Genomic DNA, 24,363 nt, shown 5'->3' with positions numbered 1-24,363 from the left:
CTAGTCCACAAGATATTTTAAAATCTGCTCGTATAAATGAAAACTTACATGAGTGGATTTATAAAAGAAAAGCCGAACCCAAAAGGTCCGGCTATTGAAGAGGTTAATGTCTCGCTGTTAAATGTTTGGAGACCAAATGCTATAGCTATTAGGAGGACATTGGATTTGAACCCAGCCACCACCTTGTGTTGTCGGGTACCATGATGAATGTCCTGTGAAATCTTTGATTTGGATATTATACCAATTGGTAGGAACCCACCTGGTTTTCCATGAACTGGAATTGTTGATGTAAACAATCAGACCAGGATTACCATTATAGCCGTTTCTTCTTGCTACATACTCATCATTGTCTACATGAAGAATACTGGTAGTGCCTGTTGCCTTATTGTTGTGAATCCAAATCAGGTTATTTAGCCTTTCCTTATCCAACCACTCTTCATAATCACTATAAAAAATAGTTGGATAGCCTTCATGAGTGAGGATATATGCATATGCCAACATCTTATTCCAGATTTCATCGGTATCGTGATTAGTTACAAATGTTACTGCTTTGTATGGATTGCGCTTCCACATCATGTCATCATTTAGGATGTTCAGATTGTTTCCGTCAAATGCATCATTCATTTTATAGTAGCAGGCAAAATCAAACACGCTACTGTTAGCAGCATTTGCCCATGATTCCAGCCAGTTTACGTCAGAATCCCAAAGCTCTCCTACAGAAAAGCCGCCAACCGCGTTGTTCCAGGCCGCTACAACCCATGGATCGAATCCTTTCACATAGTCGAATCTCCAGCCGTCAAAACCCATGGTATTTTTATAATACTTAGCTACTCCGTCAGACCGATTCCATAGCCAATCCTGGACATATGGTACATCGTGACATAAGTCAGGAAATCCTCCAAAGTATCCAGCATCGCCACCGTGCACCCAATTGGGGTGAAAGTCATGTTGTGATCTTAAGAACTTACCGGAAGCAACACCAGTAAAATCAGTCCAGGTATTTGTGCCTGTATATTGATTGGCTTCAAGCTGACCACCACTGTTGTGGTTAAGAACAATGTCTGCATAGACCTCCATATTCTCAGCATGCGCGGTGCTTATAAGAGATTGCAATTCTGTTTTTGAGCCGAACCGTGTTTCAACTGTTCCATTCTGATTGTAATCTCCAAAATCGAAATAGTCTGTTGGATCATAACCCATTGAGTATGGCCCATTTTGCGCTTTTGAAACAGGAGGAAGCCAGACTGATTGGATGCCTGCAGTTGACCAATCTCCAAGCTTACCCTCTACTGTTTCCCACCAGGTTCCACCTGCTGGAACATCCCAGTAAAACCCTTGCATCATGACTCCTCCGCCAGGGCCTGCAGTAAACCTGCCTTGTTCACTTCCATTAGTACCTGTATCAAAGGGTTTACCCTCATGATCTGTAACCTGAATGATATGTGTGTTTTCTTGAGCTTTATCCAGCTCGGTTACTGCGTGATCTTCTTCGCAGCTAAATAGGAACATCGTAAGTCCCGTTCCTAATAGGACTTTGGTGAGTCTTCTCATAACATTTTTAAATTGGTTGTTTATCCAATTAATATACAAAGAGGTGTTTATGTAATTGTAAAAAATGCATTGTAAAATGCTGTAAATCAGTGATTTTTACATTTCATCTAATACGAAAACGTTTGCGTGTTATGAGATTTTCAACGGCTTTTTTGTAAAAGTTAGAAGCTATCCAGATACTCAGCAAGGTTGGTTTCTCTTGTAATCCCAAGTTTTTTTCTAAGTCGGTAGCGAGCTAGCTCTACACCTCGAATCGTGATATTCATCAAATTGGCAATGTCCTTTGTGCTCATATTCATTTTTAGATAAGCGCACAGTTTTGTTTCTTGTGGTGTGAGGTGCACCTCTTCCTTTATCTTATGCAAAAAATTGCCGTGAACCTGATCAAAATGATGTGCGAATGTTTCCCATGCTTCATCTTCATCAATGTTACGATCGATCGATTTGACGATCCTATTTAAAGAGTCTTTATTGTCCCTATCATTTAAAGCGTCGTTTAGCTTTTTTCTGAGTGACATTACAAATTCATTCTTACTCAGAAGGTGCATTGTTACAGATGCAAGTTGACTGTTTTTATGATCGATTTCTTTCTTTAAGCCTTCATTTTTAAGTGCTTGAATTTGCTGATTTGTTTTTTCGGAGAACTCCGAAATTTCCCTTTCTTTAGATCTGATTACCTCATCCTTGCTTTTGTTCAGATGTATTTTTTCTACTTTGTGTTTACGCTCTCGTACCAAAAGGACGGAACTAAAAATGAACATGATGAATGAAACATATGCTGCATATGCTAAGTTGGTTTCATACCATTTAGGCTCAATGATGAAATTATAGCTATTGATTTTACTTTCATTCCCATAAATGTTAATAGCCTTAACTTGAAAAGAGTAGTCGCCTGAAGGTAGATTGGTATACTCCTTCCAATTGGTTGTAGACCAGTCAGACCAACTATCTTCATAAGGTTTCAACCTATAAGCAAATCTTATTTTATCGATTCCATCAAAGTAAGGAGTAGCGTATTCAAAGCGTATCAATTTCGTGCTTGCTATTTTGGATGAATTGAAAAATGTGCCTGAAATAATCTCAACAGAGTCTTTGTTATTTGTGATGGAGACGCTTCTTAGGTAGGTATTAAATAGATCACTTATTTGATTATCGCGACTTGTTTTGTATTGAATAAATCCTTCTTTTGCTCCGACAAGAATCTCTTCATCATTGATTATGCTGATATTTTCCAGGTCGTCACTAATGAAGTCATTGATTTTCTTAAACTGCTTTTCAATAGGTTCATAAACCCCGATTGAAACTTTTTTTAGAAGACCTAGTTGACCGTTGGCGATGTAGAAAATATCACCATTCTCAAGCTGCTTTATTTTGCTTAAATGACGGCCTGCAAACCATCTATTCAGGAATGGGTGAGGGATAAACTTGTCTGCTTCTTTGTCATATTGAAATATTCCGGTTTCAGCAGTAAAAATGAGTTCATCGCTAATTTTGTAAACACTTATTAGGATGTCAGATGGGAATCCATCATTTTCACCATAGTGTTGGATACGTTTTATAGTGTCAGATTGAAAGATTATTTTATATACCCCCTTGTAGCCATGAGTCATCCATAATGTGCTATCATTTTCAAATTCAAATACCCGGGATGATTCACTAAGCTGATTGAAATGATCAATAAAAATGGGGGATCCTTCATTGTCATTGAATAGGCTAAAACCTTCGTATGTTCCACCAATTAGTAGGTTTTCACGAAATTTAGTAAACCCCCATGTGCCCGTTTGATCATAGAATTTGCTGATTACATTGTTTTTGAAGACGTAGGCACCTTCATGATGGCTTAGCAGTATTTTATCATCAATAGCCTGCACATTGTTAACCAGCCCCTCGCTCCCCGGAATAGCTTCATATTGAGATACTAAATTGAAAGAGCCATCATTGTTGGTAGGATGAAACAATCCACTACTGGTGCCCAAATAAACTTCGCCGTTTAATGCGGTAGCTGCATAGCCAGTCCCCTCAAGCCCTAAATATTCATTTATTAAAGAGAATGGAGAGGCCAATTCAATGACGCAAATTCCATTATTAAGCCCAACCCATAGATTGTTGAAATTATCCTCAAACAAGGCAATAACTGTCCGGTGATTTAGTCCCTTATTTTTAGTGAGGTGAAGAATTTGATCCAATTGAGTGTTGATAATTAGCAACCCATCATTTTGAGTTCCCAATACAATATTTCCATTTTTCAGACTAAGAACCTTATTGATTTTTGATGCTTGAAGGTATGTATCATAAGCAGTGTGAAGGTGCTCTAGTTTTTCATTTTTATACCGTAAAATTTTTCCATCATAAGTGAAAAGTAAATAACCGTCTTGAACTTTAGCGGCCCCTCGATAATCAAAACCAGCAGTATTGTAAAGTAACTTTATCTCACTGCTTTCCTTAGTAATTCGAAAAACACCCGACTTAGAGCCGACGATTAATTCATTATCAAATTGAGTAACAAACTCTATATTATTTATTCCTTTAATAGGCTTGATAACATTTCCATCCAGAAAAGTTAATGTGCCATTCACGTTCACATAAAGGGTATTATTGAATTCGTTAATATCCCAGATCTCATCCTTAGTAATAGAGTCAGGAATATATTCCACAAGATTCTGGTAACTGATTCCAGATTGTGTTCTTTCAAAATAGCCAAGCTGCTTTTGGCCTCCCACATAAATTCTATTTGTAGAACTCTGCACTAAAACGGATCTTGTCTTAGTAGCCCCATCTATTGGATAATTTTTCCAGGAGGCTCCATCAAACTCTAGCAGTCCATAATTGTTAGCTATATAAACGAATCCAGAAGTGTCTTGATTTATGTCCCAATTCTGTATCCCTCCCTCATACTCAGTGGGGGTGTAGGTAGTTACAAGAGGTAGGGAAAATAGTTGAAAATCCGATTTTTTTTCTTCTTGTGAATATGAGGTAAGCGCACAAAATGAGAAATAAAGTATTAGATAAATCAACTTCATCGTAGAGTTGCTTCTTTTATGATAAGAAATTTTTGAGAAAGTAAAAATAATGATTAGGAGTCATAAATACATATTTTGTACATGATTGATGTAGTATATTTTATGGTATGATGAGTTTTTGATGTAGTGTATTTTTTAGATTTGATTCATTTATCACATAATTTCATCCCCATGATTGGTCGCAAAAACTGAATGCTACCTATTGATTAATTAAAATATTAACCAAAATGAAAAACTCTAAAATTTTTAAAAGTTTGTTTACATGGGCAGCACTTAGTGCTCTTGTGATTTTTACAGCTTGTAATGAAGATGATGAACCAGCAGTTGATGATCCTATTGCAAGTTTTCAATTTGAAGTAAGTGAAGAGAACTTTGCAGAAGTAACCTTCACTAACTTTTCGGTAAATGCAGTTGCATACGCGTGGACGTTCGGTGATGGATCTACCAGCACGGATGAAAGTCCAGTGCATGAATACGCCGAAACAGGAACATTTACGGTAGCATTGATTGCATCTAATGAGGTAGGTGTTACATCTGAATTTACTGCCGATGTAACCATCACAGATCCATTAGAAGCTCAAAGGGCATTAATTGGTGCCAATGGTAAAACCTGGTTGCTTCTTGGTGATAATTCAACGGGAATAAACCCGATTCAAGTTGGACCACAAGATCGTTCTCAAGTATGGTTTGCTATCGCAGATTTATGTGCAAGAGAATGTATTTTTGATGATACCTGGACATTCAATACTGATGGAACATACACTTTTGATAATAATGGTGACTTCTGGGGTGAAGAAGGTGTTTGGGCTGACGGTATCGCTGGGACATGCTTTGATGCAACGAATTCAGCGAATTTCGTAGGAAATGCAGGCCAAGATCTTTCTGGTTGGAATTCTGGAACACATGATTTCGTTTACGATCCTTCTACCGAAACATTAACAATAACTGGTGGATTTATTGGATTGACCAAAGCAGGAACAGATGCTGAGGTTACGGAACCTGCTGCATCAGTGACTTACACAGTAGCTAAGCTAGTGGATGTTGAAAATGGTGTAGATACGCTTGTATTAGAAACCAACCTTGCAGATGCCGGTGGTTACTGGGCGTTTACACTTGTTAGCTATGACAATGCTGCCGATAAAGTAGAAGTAGGTGAGTGTGAAACTTCTCAAAAGACTATTATTGATGTAGTTGATATTGACTTTGAGTCAAGTACTCCTTCGTTTGGAACGTTTGGTGGTCCAAATTCAGATGGAAACGGAGTTGATTTTTCTGCAGTTGCAAACCCTGTTTCAGGAGGAATAAACACAAGTGCCACAGTTGGTCAGGTTGATGAAGCAGATGCATCTCAAGGGTGGTCAGGTATTTCTACTCAGTTAGACGGATATATTGATTTTAGTGCAAAAACAACGTTTAAGGTTAAAGTATATTCTCCATTTGCAGGAGCCGTTATCAAGTTTAAACTTGAGGATAGTGCTGATGCAAATATCAATAAGGAAATAGACATGACAACAACAACTGCTGATACATGGGAAGAGCTTTCCTACACTTTCGAAGCAGCAGACTCTGAGAAATTTGATGTATTAGTGCTATTCTTTGACTTCCAGACGGAGGCAAAAGCAGGAGCACGTACACATTATTTCGATGATGTAATTCTTGAGTAATATTTAGGTTAATTAAGTCGCGTCCTGAATTTGGACGCGGCTTTATTACAACTTATACCATGAGCTATAAAAAAAGTTTTCTATTTGTTCTCTTAAGTATTATCATTTTTTCATGTGATGATTCTTCACCCACAGCATCAACGGAAGATCCGTCGAATCTAATGGTTGAAATAAATGTCTCTGAAGAGTCTAGAGATATTTCGGTCAAAGCAACGGCTCAAAATACTGTTGAATATCAATTTGACCTTGGTGATGGTAGCGATATTATTACCAATACTACAGGGATGGTTGACTATACCTACGATGATGATGGAAACTACACTGTGGATGTTAAGGCATTCGGTGTGTCAGGTAGATTTTTAAGAGAAACAAAATCTATTTCAATAGCTCTTGATACCAGCTTAGGTCCAATAGATGATACTGGTTATTCTACACCTACTTCGTATGATGGGATGACACTGATTTGGAACGATGAATTTGATGGGTCAAATCTGAATGAGACCTATTGGAATTATGAAATTGGTACTGGCAATGGTGGCTGGGGCAATAACGAACTTCAATATTATAGAGAAGATAACACTTCATTGACTGAGGGTTATTTAGTGATAGAAGCGAGAAGAGAAAACTTTAGCAACAACCAATACACATCATCCAGACTTACAACTGAAAATAAATTTGAGTTTCAGTATGGACGAATTGATATTAGAGCAATACTTCCAAAAGGTCAAGGGATGTGGCCTGCCTTATGGATGCTCGGTGCAAACTTTCGACAGGTTGGATGGCCATCATGTGGTGAGATTGATATCATGGAGATGATTGGCGGTGAGAATAACGAAGATGTTGTTCATGGTACAGCACACTGGGATAACAATGGAACTAAAGCCGATTTTGGTGGGAGTACCCGACTTTCCAGTGGCATATTTAATGACGAGTTTCATGTCTTCACAATCATGTGGGATCAAAATCAAATTCGCTGGTTTTTAGATGATCGCCAATATCACTCGATGAGTATCACACCAGCAGAGCTTTCTGAGTTTAGAAATGAGTTTTTCCTCATTTTCAATGTAGCGGTTGGAGGTAATTGGCCAGGAAGTCCAAATTCGTCAACCGTTTTTCCACAGCGTATGATTGTTGATTACGTTCGTGTATTTCAGGATATCTGAAAAATTAATAATGTCGTCGGCATATAAAAATTAACCCTATGACCTATAAAATAAAGATTTTTTTTACAGCTGGGATACTGATGCTATTTGCTTTTGCATCAAAAGCTCAGGTAGTAGTTAGCGGTACAGTTACCGATGAAAATGGCGAGACTCTACCAGGAGTAACCGTATTAGAAGTTGGAACTTCTAATGGAGCAATCACCGATATTGAAGGAAAATATTCGGTAAGTGTATCTTCTAAAGAATCACTTCTGTCGTTTACATATATTGGTTTTGCTGGGCAAGAGTTTCTAGTTGGTGAACGTACTGTAATAGACGTGACACTATCAGAGGATCTAGGAGAGCTAGAAGAAGTAGTGGTCATTGGATATGGAACAAGAAAGAAAAAAGTTCTTACTGGTGCGGTTAGCAGCGTGACTTCAGAAGAGTTAAACAAGCAACCAGTGGCCAGAATTGATCAAGCCATTCAGGGAAGAGTTGCTGGAGTACAAATATTAAATCAATCTGGGCAACCAGGGGAAGCCCCTCAAATTAGAATCAGGGGGATTGGAACAAACGGTGATAATAGTCCACTTATTCTTGTTGATGGTATAGCTGTGGCAAGTATAGATAACTTAAATGCTGGTGACATTCAATCAGTAGAGGTTTTAAAAGATGCTGCTTCATCATCAATTTACGGAGCGAGGGCAGCTAATGGAGTTATTTTGATTACTACAAAATCTGGTTCGGCAGGTGCCGCATCTATTACATATTCCGGATATGTGGGTGTACAAAATGTAGCTAAAACCGTAGATGTGCTGAATGCGTCACAGTATCAGCAGTTAATGGCAGACGGAGGTGCCTCAAATCTTAATGGTGATCCATTCAATCCAAATGAAATTCCTCAGAACAATACCAACTGGCAAGATCAGCTATACAGTAAAAATGTGCCAATCGAGTCACATGAGATATCTATGTCCGGGGGAACAGAAAAATCAACATTCACAGCGAGTGTTTCATACTTTAACCAAGAAGGAATTATTGGTGGTGATAAGTCTAAGCTGGAACGATACATCGGAAGAATCAAAGGTTCTTCAAATCTCAATGAATATTTAAAAATAGGATCAAGTGTAAATTATACTCACTTGAGAGCACGTGGTGTTACTAGCAATGGATCTTTTAACAGTGAGTTAGGTAGTGCATTGAATATCGATCCACTGACATCAGTATTTGAGACAGATTCTGATGTCTTAAATGATCCAACCAAGTTTTATTTAAATAACCCTGTAGTTATTGATCCAAACGGAAATGTATTCGCAATATCAAATAATGTAGGACAGGAAGTGGTAAATCCACTTGCACAGCTAGAAATTCAAAATGGCACATTCAGTAAGGATCAGATTTTAGGTAGAATTTATGCTGAGGCCTACCCGATTGAAGGATTGACTTTCAAGACAGATGCTGGTATCGACTTAAGCTTCCTTGAGAATAATAACTACAACGAGGCTTATTTCCTTTCGGCGACCAACAATCGTGAGTTTACGGGACTTTTCAAAAGTTTTGCCAGAAACGTCACCCTGCAATGGGAGAACACATTGATGTATGTGAAAGAAGTAGGTGATCATAAGTTTAATGGTCTTATAGGTACCACTGCAGTGGAAAGAAAATTTGAAGATCTTTTTGGGACAGCTCAAGGGGCACCTGTAGAGAATCCAAACCTCAGGTATTTAGGACTTGCAGTTGATTCTACTATGGTAACAGGAAGTGGTGCTTTCAATAGTTCTTTACTTTCCTATTTTGGTAGGATATTGTACGATTACAAGGATCGGATTTCATTTTCTGCAACCTACCGAAGGGACGGTTCATCCAATTTCGGTGCTAACAATCAATTTGGAAATTTCTTGTCATTCGGAGCTAGCTGGGTGATCAATGAAGAGCCATTTTTCCCTGAAATTAATAATCTTAGTTTTCTTAAGGTGCGAGCCTCTTGGGGGCAAAATGGCAATGACCGTATTCCTGGATTTGCTTTCGAATCCCCTGTTGATTTCAACATTGCTTACAATTTGCAAGGTGCACCCTATCAGGGATCAACTCCTGCATTCTTTGCAAATCAAGACATTAGATGGGAGTCGTCCAATCAAATTGATATAGCAATTGAAACTGGATTGTATGATAACCGCTTAACAGCAACACTGGACTACTATAAGCGTGTCACTGATGGATTACTTCAATTTGAGCGTTTACCTGGCACACTTGGTATTCCTGGTACATTCAACAATGTTGGTGAAATGCAAAATGAAGGGTTTGAGATTGAATTAGGTTGGAGAAATACCAATGGAAACTTTAGCTATTCCATATCGGCCAATGCCACTTACAATATAAATACAATGACCAAAATCGCCGATGAGTCTGGATTCATACCGGGAGCCACCTGGGCATTAGCAGGGGAGGTAACTCGTATCATTGAGGGTCAGCCTGTAACAAGTTTCTATGGTTACAAAACAGATGGAATTTTCAGATCTCAGGCAGAAGTATTTTCTCATATAGGAAGCACAGGTTCACCCATTCAACCAAATGCTCAGCCAGGTGATATCAGATTTGTAGACGTTAATAACGATGGTCAAATAACTGATGATGATAGAACAGTAATAGGGAGTCCGCTTCCTGATTGGGTAGTAGGATCTAATTTTTCAGCATCATATAAGAATTTTGATTTTAGTGCCCTGCTTTCCGGGTCATTTGGTTTGGAGGTCTTCAATGGAATGGGACGTCCGGATATACCCACCTCGAATAGACAAACGTATATTCTGGACAGATGGTCGGTTGAAAATCCGTCCGGAAATATTCCTCGATTTGTTGTTAATGATGCAAATAGAAACTACACACGGGTTACAGACATGTTAAACATTAAAGATGGTGCTTTCATGCGTGTCAGGAATGTTCAGGTAGGCTATACATTCTCGCCTGATATAATTAACAAGTTTGGGGCGACTAACTGGAGAGTTTACTTCTCTGTCGAAAACCTTCACACTTTTACGAGCTACGAAGGATCTGATCCTGAAGTAGGAGGACCTTCCGTGGTAGATACTGGTATTGATAGAGGTATTTACCCTCAACCGAGAACCTTTAGAGTAGGAACCAGCATATCATTTTAAGAATCTTAATCATAACAATTATGAATATCCTAAATATAATCTCAAATAAAAAAATAGCCCTTCTGCTATGTGCGATCATCGCTGCTTCTTGCAGCAGTGATATTTTGGATGTAGAGCCACAAGGTTCAGTTTTTGCCAGTAATTACTTTGTAACTGGCGATAGAGTGGAAGAATCATTGATCTCAGCCTATGATGTTTTAGGTCATCAAAAAGGAAGAGATTTAGCATGGTCACCATTTCTGGTTATATCTGAAGTGCTTTCAGATGATGCGTATGCCGGTGGACAAGATGCTGGTGATGGAGCAGATGAGGACGAATTCAATCGGTTTCAGATCGGTACAGCAAATGGTATTGTTCATTCAATCTGGACTAGAAATTATACTGGAATTTATCGTGCCAATTTCACCATTGAAAAAGCTGAAGAATTAGAAGAAGTGACAGAGGAGCTAAGAAGTCAGTTGATAGCTGAGGCGCGTTTTTTGCGAGCATACTTCAATTTTGAGCTCGTTCGATTTTTTGAGAATATCGTCCTTTTAGATTTTACGCCCACAAGTGCTGACGATGTAAAGATTGAACAATCATCTCCTGTTGATGTATATAATTTCATAGCTTCAGATCTAGTTAATGCGATCAATAACTTACCTGAGTCATATTCTTCAGGTGAGACCGGTAGGGCTACTAAATGGGCAGCTCAGGCACTAATAGGTAGAGTTTATTTATTTGAGCAAGGAGTGTATGGCAATGGCATGAACGCTGATGGAACAACTATTGATGATTCGTATGTACTGGCTCAACTTGAAGAAGTTATAAATAGCAGTGGGCATGATTTACAACCTAACTTCGACGATTTATTCCTGTCATCTACAGAATTCGGTATCGAAAGTGTATTTGAAATTTCTTATGCTGGTCTTCCAGTTGGCGGAGATTGGGGCACAGAACAGTATGTAGAGGGAAATCTAGCCGCTCAAATGATGGGACCAAGAATTCAAAATTCAAGCATCTATTACAGGGGATGGGCTTTCGCAATTCCTACTCACAAACTATTCACAGAAATGTCCGGAGATCCAAGATTATCGGCCACAGTCTTTCAGGAATCAGATTTATTAAGTGAAACAGGTACGGTTCTTAACACAGGTGCATACCAACATACAGGGTACTACAATGCCAAGTATACCACACGACTAAGCGATAGGGGAACTGTTGGGACTCCAGAGCTACATAACATGAGCAACTACCGTGCAATTAGGTTTGCCGACGTGCTTTTAATGGCGGCAGAAATAGGAAACAATGTTTCTTATATCAACCGGGTTCGACAAAGAGTTGGACTACCAGATCTCGCTTCCTATTCAGATGATGCACTTTTCAATGAGCGTCGACTGGAATTGGCTGGTGAAGGTCTCAGGTATTGGGATCTGCTTAGAAGAGGTCAATCAGTAGCTGCACAGGAACTAACACTTTCAGGCGTGATAGGCCCGAATTATACCGGACCCGATGAAGTCTACGATCACTCGTTTAACTCAGCAACAAGAGGATTTATTCCAATACCGCAAACAGAAATCGATCTGTCGAACGGTGTTTTAGTACAAAACGACGGTTACTAAGAATTAAGTGATACTTCATGGTGATTTTGCCGGTTGTTTACCGGCATCACTAAGACCATTGTGCACATACAATAAAATAAGTAAGAAAAATTTGAATCTAATTGAAAACCACTAACCCAGCAGATATTGTACCCTTCGGGCAGAAAATGGCCTACGGCACTGGTAATTTGGTTCTCAACCTATTACCGGCATCATTACAAATTTTCATGTTTTTTTTGGTTACGGCCTTTGGAATGGATCCTTTAATGGCTGGTTTACTTGGTGGTCTTCCCCGATTATTTGATGCAATTACCGACCCTATCATGGGCTTCATCTCTGATAATACGAAATCAAAATGGGGGAGAAGAAGACCATATATCGTCATAGGAGCAATTTTAAGTGGTATCATTTTCGCACTTCTGTGGCAATTAAATGTCGCTAATTCACAGGATTACAACTTCTGGTACTTTCTAATATTCTCATTGATTTTCACCCTTGGAAACACCATGTACGCAACTCCATTTGTCGGATTGGGATATGAAATGACCACTGATTATAACGAACGTACACGACTAATGGCCTTTGCACAAACAATGGGACAAATTGCCTGGATGGTAGTGCCATGGTTTTGGGTATTAGTAGCAGACCCTGACATCTTCGCAACACAGGATGAGGGCGTACGAAAGATGTCAATTATCGTTGGTGGGGCTTGCATTTTACTTGGCATACTTCCTGGTCTTTTTTGCAAAGGCCTGGATGCAAGTGAAATGAAGAATCGGGCTGAATTAAATTTTGCAAACATTTTTAAAAATCTAGCACGTCTCTGGAAAAGCATCAAAGAGATTTCAAATAATGGTCCTTTTCTCAGATTGTGTGGGGCCACATTTCTGGTTTTCAATGGCTTTCAACTGATTGCTGGGTTTGCCTACTTCATTATTGTCTTCCATATGTTTAATGGTGACTATGGGCTTACCAGCACATGGCCGGCCTGGTTTGCAACCATGAGTGCAGTAGCTACTGCTTTTTTGGTGATCCCTATCATTTCTTATATGTCCGATAAGTTCGGAAAACGAAATGCCTTTATAATAGCCACAATCATTTCGATTGTTGGTTACTCGCTCAAATGGTGGGGTTTTAACCCTGCTAATCCCTGGTACATATTCATGCCGATTCCCTTGATGTCGTTTGGGATAGGAGGCCTGTTCACTTTGATGATGAGCATGACTGCTGATGTGTGTGATTTAGATGAATTGAGAAATGGCATGCCTCGGAAAGAGGGGACTTTTGGTGCCATTTACTGGTTGATGGTCAAAATAGGTCAGGCACTTGCTTTGATCCTGGCTGGGCTTGTACTCAAAATTGTAGGCTTTGAGTCTGGTTCGGCTACTCAGACAGTAGAAGCAATGACCAATTTACGACTTGCAGACATAATCATTCCAGCCTCTACAGCAGGGCTTGCTATATGGGTGATGTGGGGGTATGATTTAAATGAAACTCGTGTAGAGGAAATTAAGGCTGAGTTAATAGCAAGAAGAGGTGATATACATGAATAGCAACAATGAATGTACTCATCAACTATATCAAAGTTTGTATTGCCGCATGTGTAATTATCGGTTGCTCAAAAAAGGAGACAATGAATGTGAATAAATCAGCAGCAGAAATATTAGGAAATCCGGATTATCCAGCCATGTGTTTTGGTGGTTTTCGAGAATTGACCCGGGATTCAGTGCCTTCGGTTGCTGATCTGAAAGAAGACCTGAATATACTCTCAGCAATGGGAGTGAAGATATTACGCACATATAATACTACAGGAGATGAGCAGGTTGCTAATCTTTTGCAAGCCATTCGTGAAAAGAAAGTGGAAGACCCGGTATTTGAAATGTACGTCATGCTTGGAGCATGGGTGGCATGCGATATCGTTGACGACACAGCTGTGCATAATCAAGGCAACCTTAAGTGGATCAAATCTGAAATTGATGAAGCGATTCGGCTGACTAATGAGTATCCGGATATCGTGAAAATAATTGCCGTTGGCAATGAAGCAATGGTGCATTGGCAAGGCTATCATGTCGCACCCAATGTTGTTCTTCGGTGGGTGAATCTGCTTCAGGAATTGAAGAAAGAAGGTAAACTGCCGGAGGATCTATGGATTACAAGCTCAGACAATTTTGCCTCGTGGGGAGGAGGTGATCCTATCTATCACAAAAGAAATCTTGAAAAGCTGATTAAGGCTGTTGATTTCATCGCCATGCATACATACCCCTTCCATGATACTCATTACAATCCGCATTTTTGGTTACGGCCGGATACGGATACTATGTCAAATGAGGAAAAAATCAAGTTAGCCATGCATCGCTCAGTAGATTATGCCATGGCGCAATATCAAAGCGTAAAAAATTATGTGTCAAGTCTGGGTTATGAAAATAAACCCATTCACATCACAGAGACCGGGTGGTCCAGTAAGACAAATGATTGGTATGGTCCCAAAGGGTCAAAGGCTACTGATGAATACAAACAAAAATTGTATTACGAGGAGATTATAAAAAGATGTGAAGAGCAAAATATCACTTGTTTCTATTTTGAAATTTTTGATGAATCGTGGAAGGATGATAGAAACCCTTTGGGGTCTGAAAATCATTTTGGATTGATAACACTCAAGGGCGAGGCAAAATATGCACTATGGGATCTGGTTGACCAGGGTGCTTTTGATGGCATTACAAGAAATGGATATCCAGTCACTAAATCCTTCAATGGAGACAAGGAAGCTTTCATGAAAACGGTATTGCCACCACGGACTTTAGAAATAATAGAAAGCGAGTAAAATGCGAGTGATCAAACATATCGTTAATCTTTTTTTACTTGTCACGATGGCCTCATGTAATCAAAATAATAATGATGATTGGGTAAATGCAGGTCCTGTGAAAGTTGAGATCCAAAAAGAAAAAGATGGATATGTTATATATCGAGGAGGTCAGATATATGAGTTTAATGGTGCTGGGCTGAGTGGGGATATAGCATCACTTGCTGCTCATGGAGGCACATCAATCAGAACATGGGCAGAAGATGCAGAGATTCTTGATCTGGCGCATCAACATGGCATGACTGTATTCATGTGCTTCTGGATTCATCCCGAGCGCCAAGGGATGGATTATTCGGACAAAGGAGCATTAAACGAGCAGTTTGATCGTGTCAAAAAATTTGTTTTAGAGAATAAAGATCATCCGGCTTTATTGGCCTGGTGTATAGGAAATGAGCTCAATTTGAATTACACAGACCCGAGTGTCTATGATGAAGTTGATCGCATCTCCAGGTGGATTCAGGAAGTAGATCCAAATCATCCAACTACCACCACGATATCGTCTGTAAACCCTGAGGTGGTAAAAGACATCAAGGAAAGAGCTCCAAGTTTGGACTTTTTAAGTGTTCAGGTTTATGGTGACTTATTTGTGTTGCAGGACATGATCAAAGAATCCAACTGGACAAAACCATATATGGTTACAGAATGGGGAGCTATAGGTCATTGGGAAATGCCATCAACCACTTGGGGAGCTCCAATTGAACAAAACAGTACCGAGAAGGCAGCTAATTATCTGAAGGGATATAACCAGTCAATAAGACCATTTGGTGATCAATGTATCGGCAACTACGTTTTTCTTTGGGGACAAAAGCAAGAACGAACCCCTACGTGGTATGGCCTCTATTTAAAAGAAGGTGAAGAAACGGAAGTCATTGATGTGATGCATTATATCTGGAATGATGAATGGCCTCAAAATCGTACACCTCGATTAGACGGTATGTATTTGAGCGGTAAAAAAGCGGATGAAAACGTTTACCTGATCGCTGGCGAGGAGTATACCGCTTCTGTTGTCACAGAGGATTACGAGAAGGATCCATTGAGTTTCAAGTGGGTGATCATGAGAGAAAGTACAGAGACCAAAGAGGGTGGAGATAAAGAGGAAGTCCCGGAAAAGCTAGGTGTGATTGAAAGTGCAACCAATTCTACTGTATCGATTATAGCTCCAGAAGAGGAAGGTGCCTATCGTCTATTTGCATACGTATATGATGGAAATGGACATGCTGCTCACGCGAATATTCCTTTTTATGTAACGGAAGACTAAGATGAATACGAATATTTTAAAATTCACAATCCTCCTTGTAGCACTATTTATAGGATGCATGGACGATGAAAAAGACATGAAAGTTGAGGTTTATGAAACGTCTGCTAGTGGAAACAAGCATACGAAGTTAGATCAGTATGACGCTGAGAATCCCATTTCGAGCATTGTGATCAATCCTGAAGAATCGTTTCAAGTGATTACCGGCATTGGTGGATCTTTCACAGAGTCTTCCGCTTACTTATTGAATCAGCTAAGTCAGGATAACAGAAAAAAAATACTAGATGCCTACTTTGGAGATGATGGAGCCAGATATTCCCTTACACGAACCCATATCAATTCGTGTGATTTTTCACTGAGCAATTATGCTTATGTGGAAGAAGGAGATACCTCACTTAGTAGCTTTTCCATTGACGAAGATCGTGACGATATCATTCCGATGATTAAAGATGCAATGACCATCTCCAAAGATGGCTTTAAGATCATCTCCTCTCCCTGGACCGCACCGCCATGGATGAAGGATAACAATAGCTGGGTAGGAGGTAAGCTGCTTAAAGAATTCTATCCATTGTGGGCAAAGTACTTCTCTAAATATATTGATGCATATAATCAGGAAGGCATAGACATTTGGGGAGTTACTTTCGAAAATGAACCGCTTGGCAATGGAAGTAACTGGGAAAGCATGCATTACAGTGCAGATGAAATGGTTGATTTTGTTCAAAATCACCTGGGACCGCAGTTAGAAGCCGATGGTCATGACGTGAAAATTTTCGGCTATGACCAAAATCGAGATGAGGAACTTATTCATTGGGCTGAAGCAATGTATGACAATGATGCCACTTCAAAATATTTTGATGGCACGGCAGTTCATTGGTATGCCAGCACTTTTAAATGGTATGGCAAGTCTTTAACCAAGGTTCACCAAATGGCCCCAGAAAAATACCTGATTCAAACAGAAGGATGTATCGATGCGGAAGTTCCAAAATGGCAGGATGACGATTGGTACTGGTCTAAAGAAGCTACCGATTGGGGATGGGATTGGGCTCCTGAAGATAAGAAAAAAGATCATCCAAAATATGTCCCGGTGTATCGTTACGCCAGAGATATCATCGGTAGTCTCAATAACTGGGTTGACGGATGGGTTGACTGGAACATGGTGTTGGATAGACAGGGAGGACCTAATTGGTTCAAGAACTGGTGTGTCGCTCCGGTGATTGTTGACCCGGATCAGGATGAAGTCTACTTTACTCCATTGTATTACACGATGCTTCATTTTAGTCGTTATATCCGACCTGGTGCTGTTAGGATCGGGATCGAGGTATCTGATCCATACCTTATGGCAACTGCAGTTAAAAACCCAGATGGGAGTATAGCCATTATGGTCTTAAATATGACTTTAGAATCCAAAGGATTCACTATCGAATTAAATGGAAATGAGACTCCAATAAACATCCAATCACAGGCACTTCAAACGATTTTAATTACACCTTAAATAGCAATTGCAACTAGCTAATGAATAAAAAAACTACCTATTTAAATGAGCTTTTGCTCGCAGATTCACCGTCTACAACCAATGGTGAATTTGTCCAAATTGGTGGAGAAGAATACTATAAGATTGACAACTATGATCGAATGCGACCATTCTTTATGAGTTTGGTCAGCCACTCCGATCATTGGATGTTTATCTCTACCACAGGTGGCTTGACCACAGGTAGGAAAAATTCGGAATCAGCATTATTTCCTTACTACACCGATGATCGGGTACGGGATAACTTTGAATCTACTGGTAGTAAGGCCATTTTTCGGGTAAAGAAGGAAGATCGAGAGCTGATATGGGAGCCATTTTCTGTCCGGTATGAGGGAGGTTATAAAACGCGAAGAAATTTTTTTAAGAACCGTGTCGGAAATAAAATCATTTTCGAAGAGGTAAATGAAGACCTTCAATTGTCCTTTCAATACTCCTGGACATTTTCAGAAGCCTATGGATTTATACGTGAATCTAAGCTAACGAATATTGGAACTTCAGAGGTGAGTGTAGAAGTCCTTGATGGCATTCAAAATATCTTACCGCATGGTGTGGGCTCAGCTTTACAAGCAAGTGCAAGTAATCTGGTAAATGCGTACAAAAAGAATGAATTGCATGAACAAACCGGTCTGGGTCTGTACATGCTTAGTGCCATCATCGTTGATAAGGCTGAACCAAGTGAAGCACTCAAAACCACCACAGTTTGGAGTGCTGGACTGAAAAAAGATCGCATCTTGTTGTCAAGCCTCCAACTGGATAGATTTCGAAAAGGAGAGGTGCTTGAAGCAGAGGAGGATATCAGAGCTGAGCGAGGAGCGTATTTCGTAAATACGGAGGTTGCCCTAAAATCTAAAGAAGTCAAGTCATGGGTCATTGTGGCAGAAGTCAATCAAGACCATGCAGATGTGGTGGAACTGATTGAAAAGCTTTCTGATGAGCAAAAGTTAGCGGAAGAGTTAAAAGCCGATCAATCGCGGGCGACAAATAAGTTACTGCACCTGGTTGCGAAGGCAGATGGTATGCAATTGACCGACGATAAACTGAGCGTAGGAAGGCATTATTCAAATGTGCTTTTCAACATCATGCGTGGAGGAATCTTTGATGAAGATTACCAAGTGGAAAAGCGCGATTTTCTGAAGTATGCGCAAATCATCAATCGTACGGTATTTGAATCACAAGCCAAATTCTTTGAAGAATTGGAAGACACATTCAACTACAATGAACTTGTTGCTCAGGCCAAAAAAGTAAATCACACTGATCTAATACGAATCTGTCATGAATACTTGCCGCTGACGTTCAGTAGAAGGCATGGAGACCCCAGTCGTCCATGGAACAGATTTACTATTGCAACAAAAGACGAGGAGGGGAATAAGCTTAGAGAGTATGAAGGTAACTGGCGGGATATTTTTCAGAACTGGGAAGCTTTAGCCATCTCATTTCCGAATTACATTCTTTCCATGATAACCAAATTCGTCAATGCGTCCACGATTGACGGATACAATCCGTATCGTATCACGCGGGAAGGTATTGACTGGGAGACGATTGAGCCGGATAATCCATGGTCCTACATTGGCTACTGGGGAGATCATCAGATTATTTACCTGCAAAAACTTCTTGAGATCGCCACCTCCCATCAGGCAGAGGATTTGAAGCAGTTGTTGACAGATCCGCAGTTCGTATATGCCAATGTACCCTATCGAATCAAAGGCTATGATGAGATTGCTCAGGATCCTCAAAACACCATCGACTATGACCATGAGGCAGAAAGCATTATTGAGAAACGAGTAGACGAGATAGGATCTGATGGCAAGTTGGTGTATAAAGATGATGAACTACTAAAAGCCAACTTAACAGAAAAACTTCTGGTATCCTTTTTAGCTAAAATGACCAACTATGTTCCTGAAGGGGGTATTTGGTTGAACACCCAACGACCTGAATGGAATGATGCCAATAACGCATTGGTGGGTAATGGAGTGAGTATGGTAACGCTGTATTACATGCGAAGATTTGCTTCCTCAATGATCGAGCTGTTCGAAGGGGTTGATGAAGAGATTTCCATCAATCATTCAGTAGCTAGTCTCTTTAACGGCATCCATAATTTACTCGAATCAAAGCTTAGCTTGTTGAATGGATCTTTTGATGATAAGGAAAGAAGAAAAGTGATCGATAGCCTGGGCAAATTGGGAGAAAACTATCGCAAAACAGCATACAAAGGCTTTATTACCACCACTAGTCAGTTAACAGCTGAAGAAATTCAATCCTTTTTCAGAACCACGCTGACGCATATTGATCACTCCATAAGAGCAAATAAGCGCAAAGATGGATTGTACCATGCGTATAATCTATTGACGCTAAAAGGGGATGAAGCAAAGATTGACTACTTGTATGAAATGCTGGAAGGGCAAGTGGCTGTTCTATCATCAGGGTTGCTTGATTTAGGGGAATCACTGGACGTATTGGATGCCTTAAAAAGAAGCGAGATTTTTAGAGCAGATCAATATAGTTATATGCTCTACCCAAACAGAACATTGCCTAAGTTCCTTGAAAAGAATCTGATACCAACTGAGTTTATCAAATCTTCAAAGCTAGCAAAGCAATTATTGGAAGATGGTAATCGATCCGTGATTTACTGTGATGTTAAAGGCAACCACCACTTCAATGGTTCATTCAACAATGCAAGTAGTTTGAAGACTGCCTTAGACAAACTAAAGAAGACGAAGTACAAAGCATTAGCAGAGGCAGAATACGATCAGTATCTGGATGTATTTGAACAGATATTTAATCACAAGGCCTTTACTGGTAGATCAGGAACTTTCTATGGGTATGAAGGTCTGGGGAGTATTTACTGGCACATGGTTTCTAAGCTGTTAGTGGCAGTACAGGAAAATATCTATTGGGATTGGGAGAAGTATCAGGGCTCGAATGAAATGGGTCGTATGATCGATCATTATTATGAAATCAGAGCGGGTATTGGCATCAATAAAGATCCGGAGTTGTATGGTTCCATTCCAACAGATCCATATTCACACACTCCGGGTGGGAGAGGTGCCCAGCAGCCAGGAATGACCGGACAGGTAAAAGAAGATATTTTAAATCGCTGGGCTGAATTAGGTGTCGTAGTGAAGGATTCCAAAATTCACTTTGATCCAATCTTTATAAACAGTGAAGAATACTTATCTGCACCTGCAGTCTTTAAATACTACAATTTGAATGGTGAGATGATGTCGCTCAAAATTGAAGAGGGTCAATTGGCATTTACCTATTGTCAAGTACCCGTGATCTATAAGGGTGGTAGCACCAATGAAATTGAAATAATTAGCACCAACGGGAATGTAGATAAGCTTTCTGGAAGAGCGCTTAGCGAATCACATTCGAAAAATCTATTTGACAGAACAGGCACGATTGAAAAAATCAACGTGATATTCTCATAATTAAAAATATATGGCAGCACGTTACGAAATATTATCACTTGCAGGAGAAGACTTATCAGGAAAATCCTCGAAGGAGCTATCTGAGCTTTATAATGAGCTTTTGAATGATGGAATGCACGGTTTGTGTTTTAGTCCTTACCAGGAAGGTCAGTCTCCTGGTGATCAGCTTACAGCTGAGCAGATAAAAAAGAGAATAGACATTATCAAGCCTCATACTAAATGGATACGATCATTTTCATGTACGGAAGGGAATGAACTGATTCCAGTTATAGCAAAAGCCAATGGACTTCAGACTCTTGTAGGAGCATGGTTAGGAAAAGATGAGGAGATAAATAAAAAAGAAATCGATGGAGTAATAGAGGTAGCAAAGGCCGGACATGCTGATATTGTTGCTGTTGGGAATGAAGTTCTATATCGAAAAGATTTAACCGAAGACGAGTTATTGGCTTTCATTTATCAAGTGAAGGAAGCATTACCGGGCATACCCGTAGGTTATGTAGATGCCTATTATGAATTTGGGTTTAAGCCACGTATTACGGAAGCTTGTGATGTCATTCTTGCCAATTGCTATCCTTACTGGGAAGGATGTGCTTTAGAGTACTCGCTACTCTATATGAAAGATATGTTTAGGAGAGCCATGATGGCAGCAGAGGGGAAGCGGGTGATCATCACTGAGACAGGTTGGCCAGATAAAGGTCAAATATTCCACGGGGCAATACCTTCACATGATAATGCCATGAAGTATTTCATCAATACGCAACTTTGGTCTAAGCAGGAAGATATTGAGATATTCTATTTCTCATCTTTTGATGAGTCATGGAAAACTGGAGATGAGGGTGATGTAGGTGCATATTGGGGTATCTGGGATAAAGACGAAAAGCCAAAATTCTAAATTTCCTGCTATGAGAGAGTCACTACAAACAATTTTGAAATACATCTACTTAGTATCTATTTTGATAATAAGTGCATGTTCAGATAAAAATGCATCAACTGCCACGAATGCGATTGAAGCTAAAGCTGATAGCCTTATCGCACTAATGACTCTTGACGAAAAAATTGGCCAAACGATCATGTACAATGGTACCTGGGAATTCACAGGGCCTGTTTCAGGTGATAATCAATGGAAGGCAGAGAAGATCAAAAATGGTCAAGTAGGTGCAATGCTCAATGTGTTGACCGCAGATGAAATCAGAAGGACACAAGCAATGGCTGTTGAAAACAGCCGTCTCGGTATTCCCATGCTATTTGCCTACGATGTGATTCATGGGTACAAAACCATGCTACCTGTTCCACTGGGTCAAGCAGCTTCCTGGGATCCTGAAGTTGCAAGACTGGGATCAGAAGTGGCAGCAAGAGAGGCGTCTGCAGCCGGTTTACACTGGACATTTGCACCCATGATTGACATCAGTAGAGATGCCCGATGGGGGAGGATTATGGAGAGTCCGGGTGAAGACCCATACTTAGCTTCCATTATGGCAAAAGCCTGGGTGGAAGGGTATCAGGGAGATGATTTATCAACTCCAAATACGATAGCCGCATGTGCAAAACACTTTGCAGGATATGGATTTGCGGAAGCAGGCAGAGATTACAATACAGTTGAGGTTTCACTGCATACCCTTTACAATGTGATACTGCCGCCATTTAAGGCTGCAAGCGACGCTGGTGTAGCCACCTTTATGAATGGTTTTAATGACTTAAATGGTGTTCCAGCAACAGGCAATGAATTCCTTCAAAGGGATATTCTTAAGGGTAAATGGGACTATGAAGGTTTGATGGTTTCTGATTGGGGGTCCATACCAGAAATGATCTTTCATGGATACGCGAAAGATACTGCTCAGGCTGCAGTTATGGCTATACAAGCAGGAAGTGATATGGATATGGAAGGAAGAGTTTATGAGAAAGGACTAAAAGAAAAGATTAACAATGAAGAAGTTGATATAACCCTACTTGATGATGCGGTTAAACGAATATTGATATTAAAATTTAAGATGGGACTCTTTGATGATCCATACAGATATTCTGATGTTGAACGTGAGAAAAACGAATTATTATCTCAGGAGAATCTGGAGGCATCCAGAGATGCTGCCAGAAAGTCAATGGTATTATTGAAAAATGAATCCAACTTACTTCCACTCTCCAAAGAAGCAAGATCGATAGCCGTCATAGGTCAATTGGCTGCAGATAAGGATATCCCATTAGGGAGTTGGCGTGCCCAGGCAGTGCCAAATTCTGCTGTTTCATTAGTAGAAGGAATAAAAAACGCAGTATCGAAAAATACAAAAGTTGAATTTGCTCAGGGATATACGCTCACCGTTGGGAACAGGAGCTTTGGAAGAGAACTAACGATAGTAGATGAAGATAAAAGTGGCTTTAAAGAGGCAATCGATCTGGCTATCCGGAGTGAAGTGGTTGTTTTGGCCATAGGTGAAGATTGCTACCAGACTGGCGAAGGACGGTCTCAAATGGATATAGGTTTGAAAGGCAGCCAGCTTGATCTATTCAATGAACTTAGGAAAGTAAATGATAACATCGTCGTGGTTCTGATGACGGGTAGACCGGTTGCTATCCCTAAGATTGCTGACGAGGCTAACGCCATTCTTGAAACCTGGTTTGCAGGTTCAGAATCCGGCAATGCCATCGCTGATGTATTGTTTGGGGACTACAATCCATCCGGTAAATTACCAGTTTCATTCCCTCATCATTCAGGCCAAGAGCCTTTGTACTACAGCCAGAAAAGCACTGGCCGACCAATTAACCGAGCGGAGAATGTTTTCTGGACCCACTACACCGATGGGCCGAATGAGGGGCTGTTTCCGTTTGGATTTGGACTAAGCTATACCTCATTTGATTATGCAAATCTAAAAGTTTCAAAAGAAGGAGAGTCCTTGACTGTTACGGTGGATGTTGCAAATTCGGGAGAAGTAGATGGAGAGGAAGTTGTGCAGTTGTACATACAGGATGTAGCGGCTTCATTTACAAGACCGGTTAAGGAATTGAAAGGCTTCATAAAAACAGTGATCAAAGCTGGAGAGTCTCAGTCCATACAATTCCAACTTTCCAAAGATGATCTTTCCTTTATCAATGATCAGGGAGAAACCGTTTTTGAACCAGGAGAATTTCGTATCTCTGTAGGATCTAATTCCAGAGACCTGAATACCCAATCCATTACCATCAACTAAT

Annotated in this window: 13 protein-coding genes; 11 read left to right on the top strand and 2 right to left on the bottom strand. The window is 40.0% G+C overall.

All coding sequences use genetic code 11. The features are described from left to right. Positions 1–117: 117 nt before the first annotated feature. Both ACOMC3_RS10740 and ACOMC3_RS10735 read right to left on the bottom strand, forming a co-directional pair. On the bottom strand, positions 118–1,551 hold the full coding sequence (locus ACOMC3_RS10740) for an alpha-amylase (RefSeq protein WP_420315888.1): 1,434 nt from the start codon (positions 1,549–1,551) through the stop codon (positions 118–120). A 161-nt stretch (positions 1,552–1,712) separates the two neighbouring features. Further along, positions 1,713–4,571, bottom strand: a complete 2,859-nt coding sequence (locus tag ACOMC3_RS10735; RefSeq protein ID WP_420315887.1) for a triple tyrosine motif-containing protein — start codon at positions 4,569–4,571, stop codon at positions 1,713–1,715. Between the two features lie 227 nt (positions 4,572–4,798). Here ACOMC3_RS10735 and ACOMC3_RS10730 point away from each other — a divergent pair, with 227 nt between their 5' ends. The 11 genes from ACOMC3_RS10730 to bglX all read left to right on the top strand — a co-directional run bounded on the left by ACOMC3_RS10730 (position 4,799) and on the right by bglX (position 24,362). Continuing rightward, positions 4,799–6,235 (top strand): PKD domain-containing protein, encoded by a 1,437-nt coding sequence (locus tag ACOMC3_RS10730; protein ID WP_420315886.1) that lies wholly within the window; start codon positions 4,799–4,801, stop codon positions 6,233–6,235. A 59-nt stretch (positions 6,236–6,294) separates the two neighbouring features. Continuing rightward, positions 6,295–7,398: a family 16 glycosylhydrolase gene (locus ACOMC3_RS10725; RefSeq protein WP_420315885.1), complete on the top strand. Its 1,104-nt coding sequence runs from the start codon at positions 6,295–6,297 to the stop codon at positions 7,396–7,398. 38 nt (positions 7,399–7,436) lie between these two features. Next, positions 7,437–10,532: a SusC/RagA family TonB-linked outer membrane protein gene (locus ACOMC3_RS10720; protein ID WP_420315884.1), complete on the top strand. Its 3,096-nt coding sequence runs from the start codon at positions 7,437–7,439 to the stop codon at positions 10,530–10,532. Between the two features lie 20 nt (positions 10,533–10,552). Further along, entirely contained in the window at positions 10,553–12,133 is a 1,581-nt protein-coding gene (locus ACOMC3_RS10715; RefSeq protein WP_420315883.1) for a RagB/SusD family nutrient uptake outer membrane protein, read from the top strand. A gap of 101 nt (positions 12,134–12,234) precedes the next feature. Beyond that, positions 12,235–13,665: an MFS transporter gene (locus ACOMC3_RS10710; RefSeq protein ID WP_420315882.1), complete on the top strand. Its 1,431-nt coding sequence runs from the start codon at positions 12,235–12,237 to the stop codon at positions 13,663–13,665. 5 nt (positions 13,666–13,670) lie between these two features. Then, on the top strand, positions 13,671–14,933 hold the full coding sequence (locus ACOMC3_RS10705) for a glycosyl hydrolase family 17 protein (RefSeq protein ID WP_420315881.1): 1,263 nt from the start codon (positions 13,671–13,673) through the stop codon (positions 14,931–14,933). 1 nt (position 14,934) lies between these two features. Then, a complete protein-coding gene (locus tag ACOMC3_RS10700; protein WP_420315880.1) occupies positions 14,935–16,230 on the top strand; it encodes a glycoside hydrolase family 2 TIM barrel-domain containing protein in 1,296 nt (431 codons plus the stop codon). A gap of 1 nt (position 16,231) precedes the next feature. After that, complete coding sequence (locus ACOMC3_RS10695; RefSeq protein WP_420315879.1) at positions 16,232–17,719, top strand: glycoside hydrolase family 30 protein; 1,488 nt, start codon at positions 16,232–16,234, stop codon at positions 17,717–17,719. Positions 17,720–17,739: 20 nt separating this feature from the next. Next, positions 17,740–21,183 carry a hypothetical protein gene (locus ACOMC3_RS10690; protein ID WP_420315878.1) on the top strand — a complete coding sequence of 1,148 codons (3,444 nt, stop codon included), beginning with the start codon at positions 17,740–17,742 and terminating at the stop codon, positions 21,181–21,183. Between the two features lie 10 nt (positions 21,184–21,193). Beyond that, positions 21,194–22,075 (top strand): glycosyl hydrolase family 17 protein, encoded by an 882-nt coding sequence (locus ACOMC3_RS10685; RefSeq protein WP_420315877.1) that lies wholly within the window; start codon positions 21,194–21,196, stop codon positions 22,073–22,075. A gap of 10 nt (positions 22,076–22,085) precedes the next feature. Further along, positions 22,086–24,362 (top strand): beta-glucosidase BglX, encoded by a 2,277-nt coding sequence (gene bglX / locus ACOMC3_RS10680; protein ID WP_420315876.1) that lies wholly within the window; start codon positions 22,086–22,088, stop codon positions 24,360–24,362. Position 24,363: the final 1 nt, after the last annotated feature.

The organism is Ekhidna sp. (assembly GCF_965212185.1).
GTDB lineage: Bacteria > Bacteroidota > Bacteroidia > Cytophagales > Cyclobacteriaceae > Ekhidna.
This window is presented reverse-complemented; position numbering and strand designations above follow the sequence as displayed.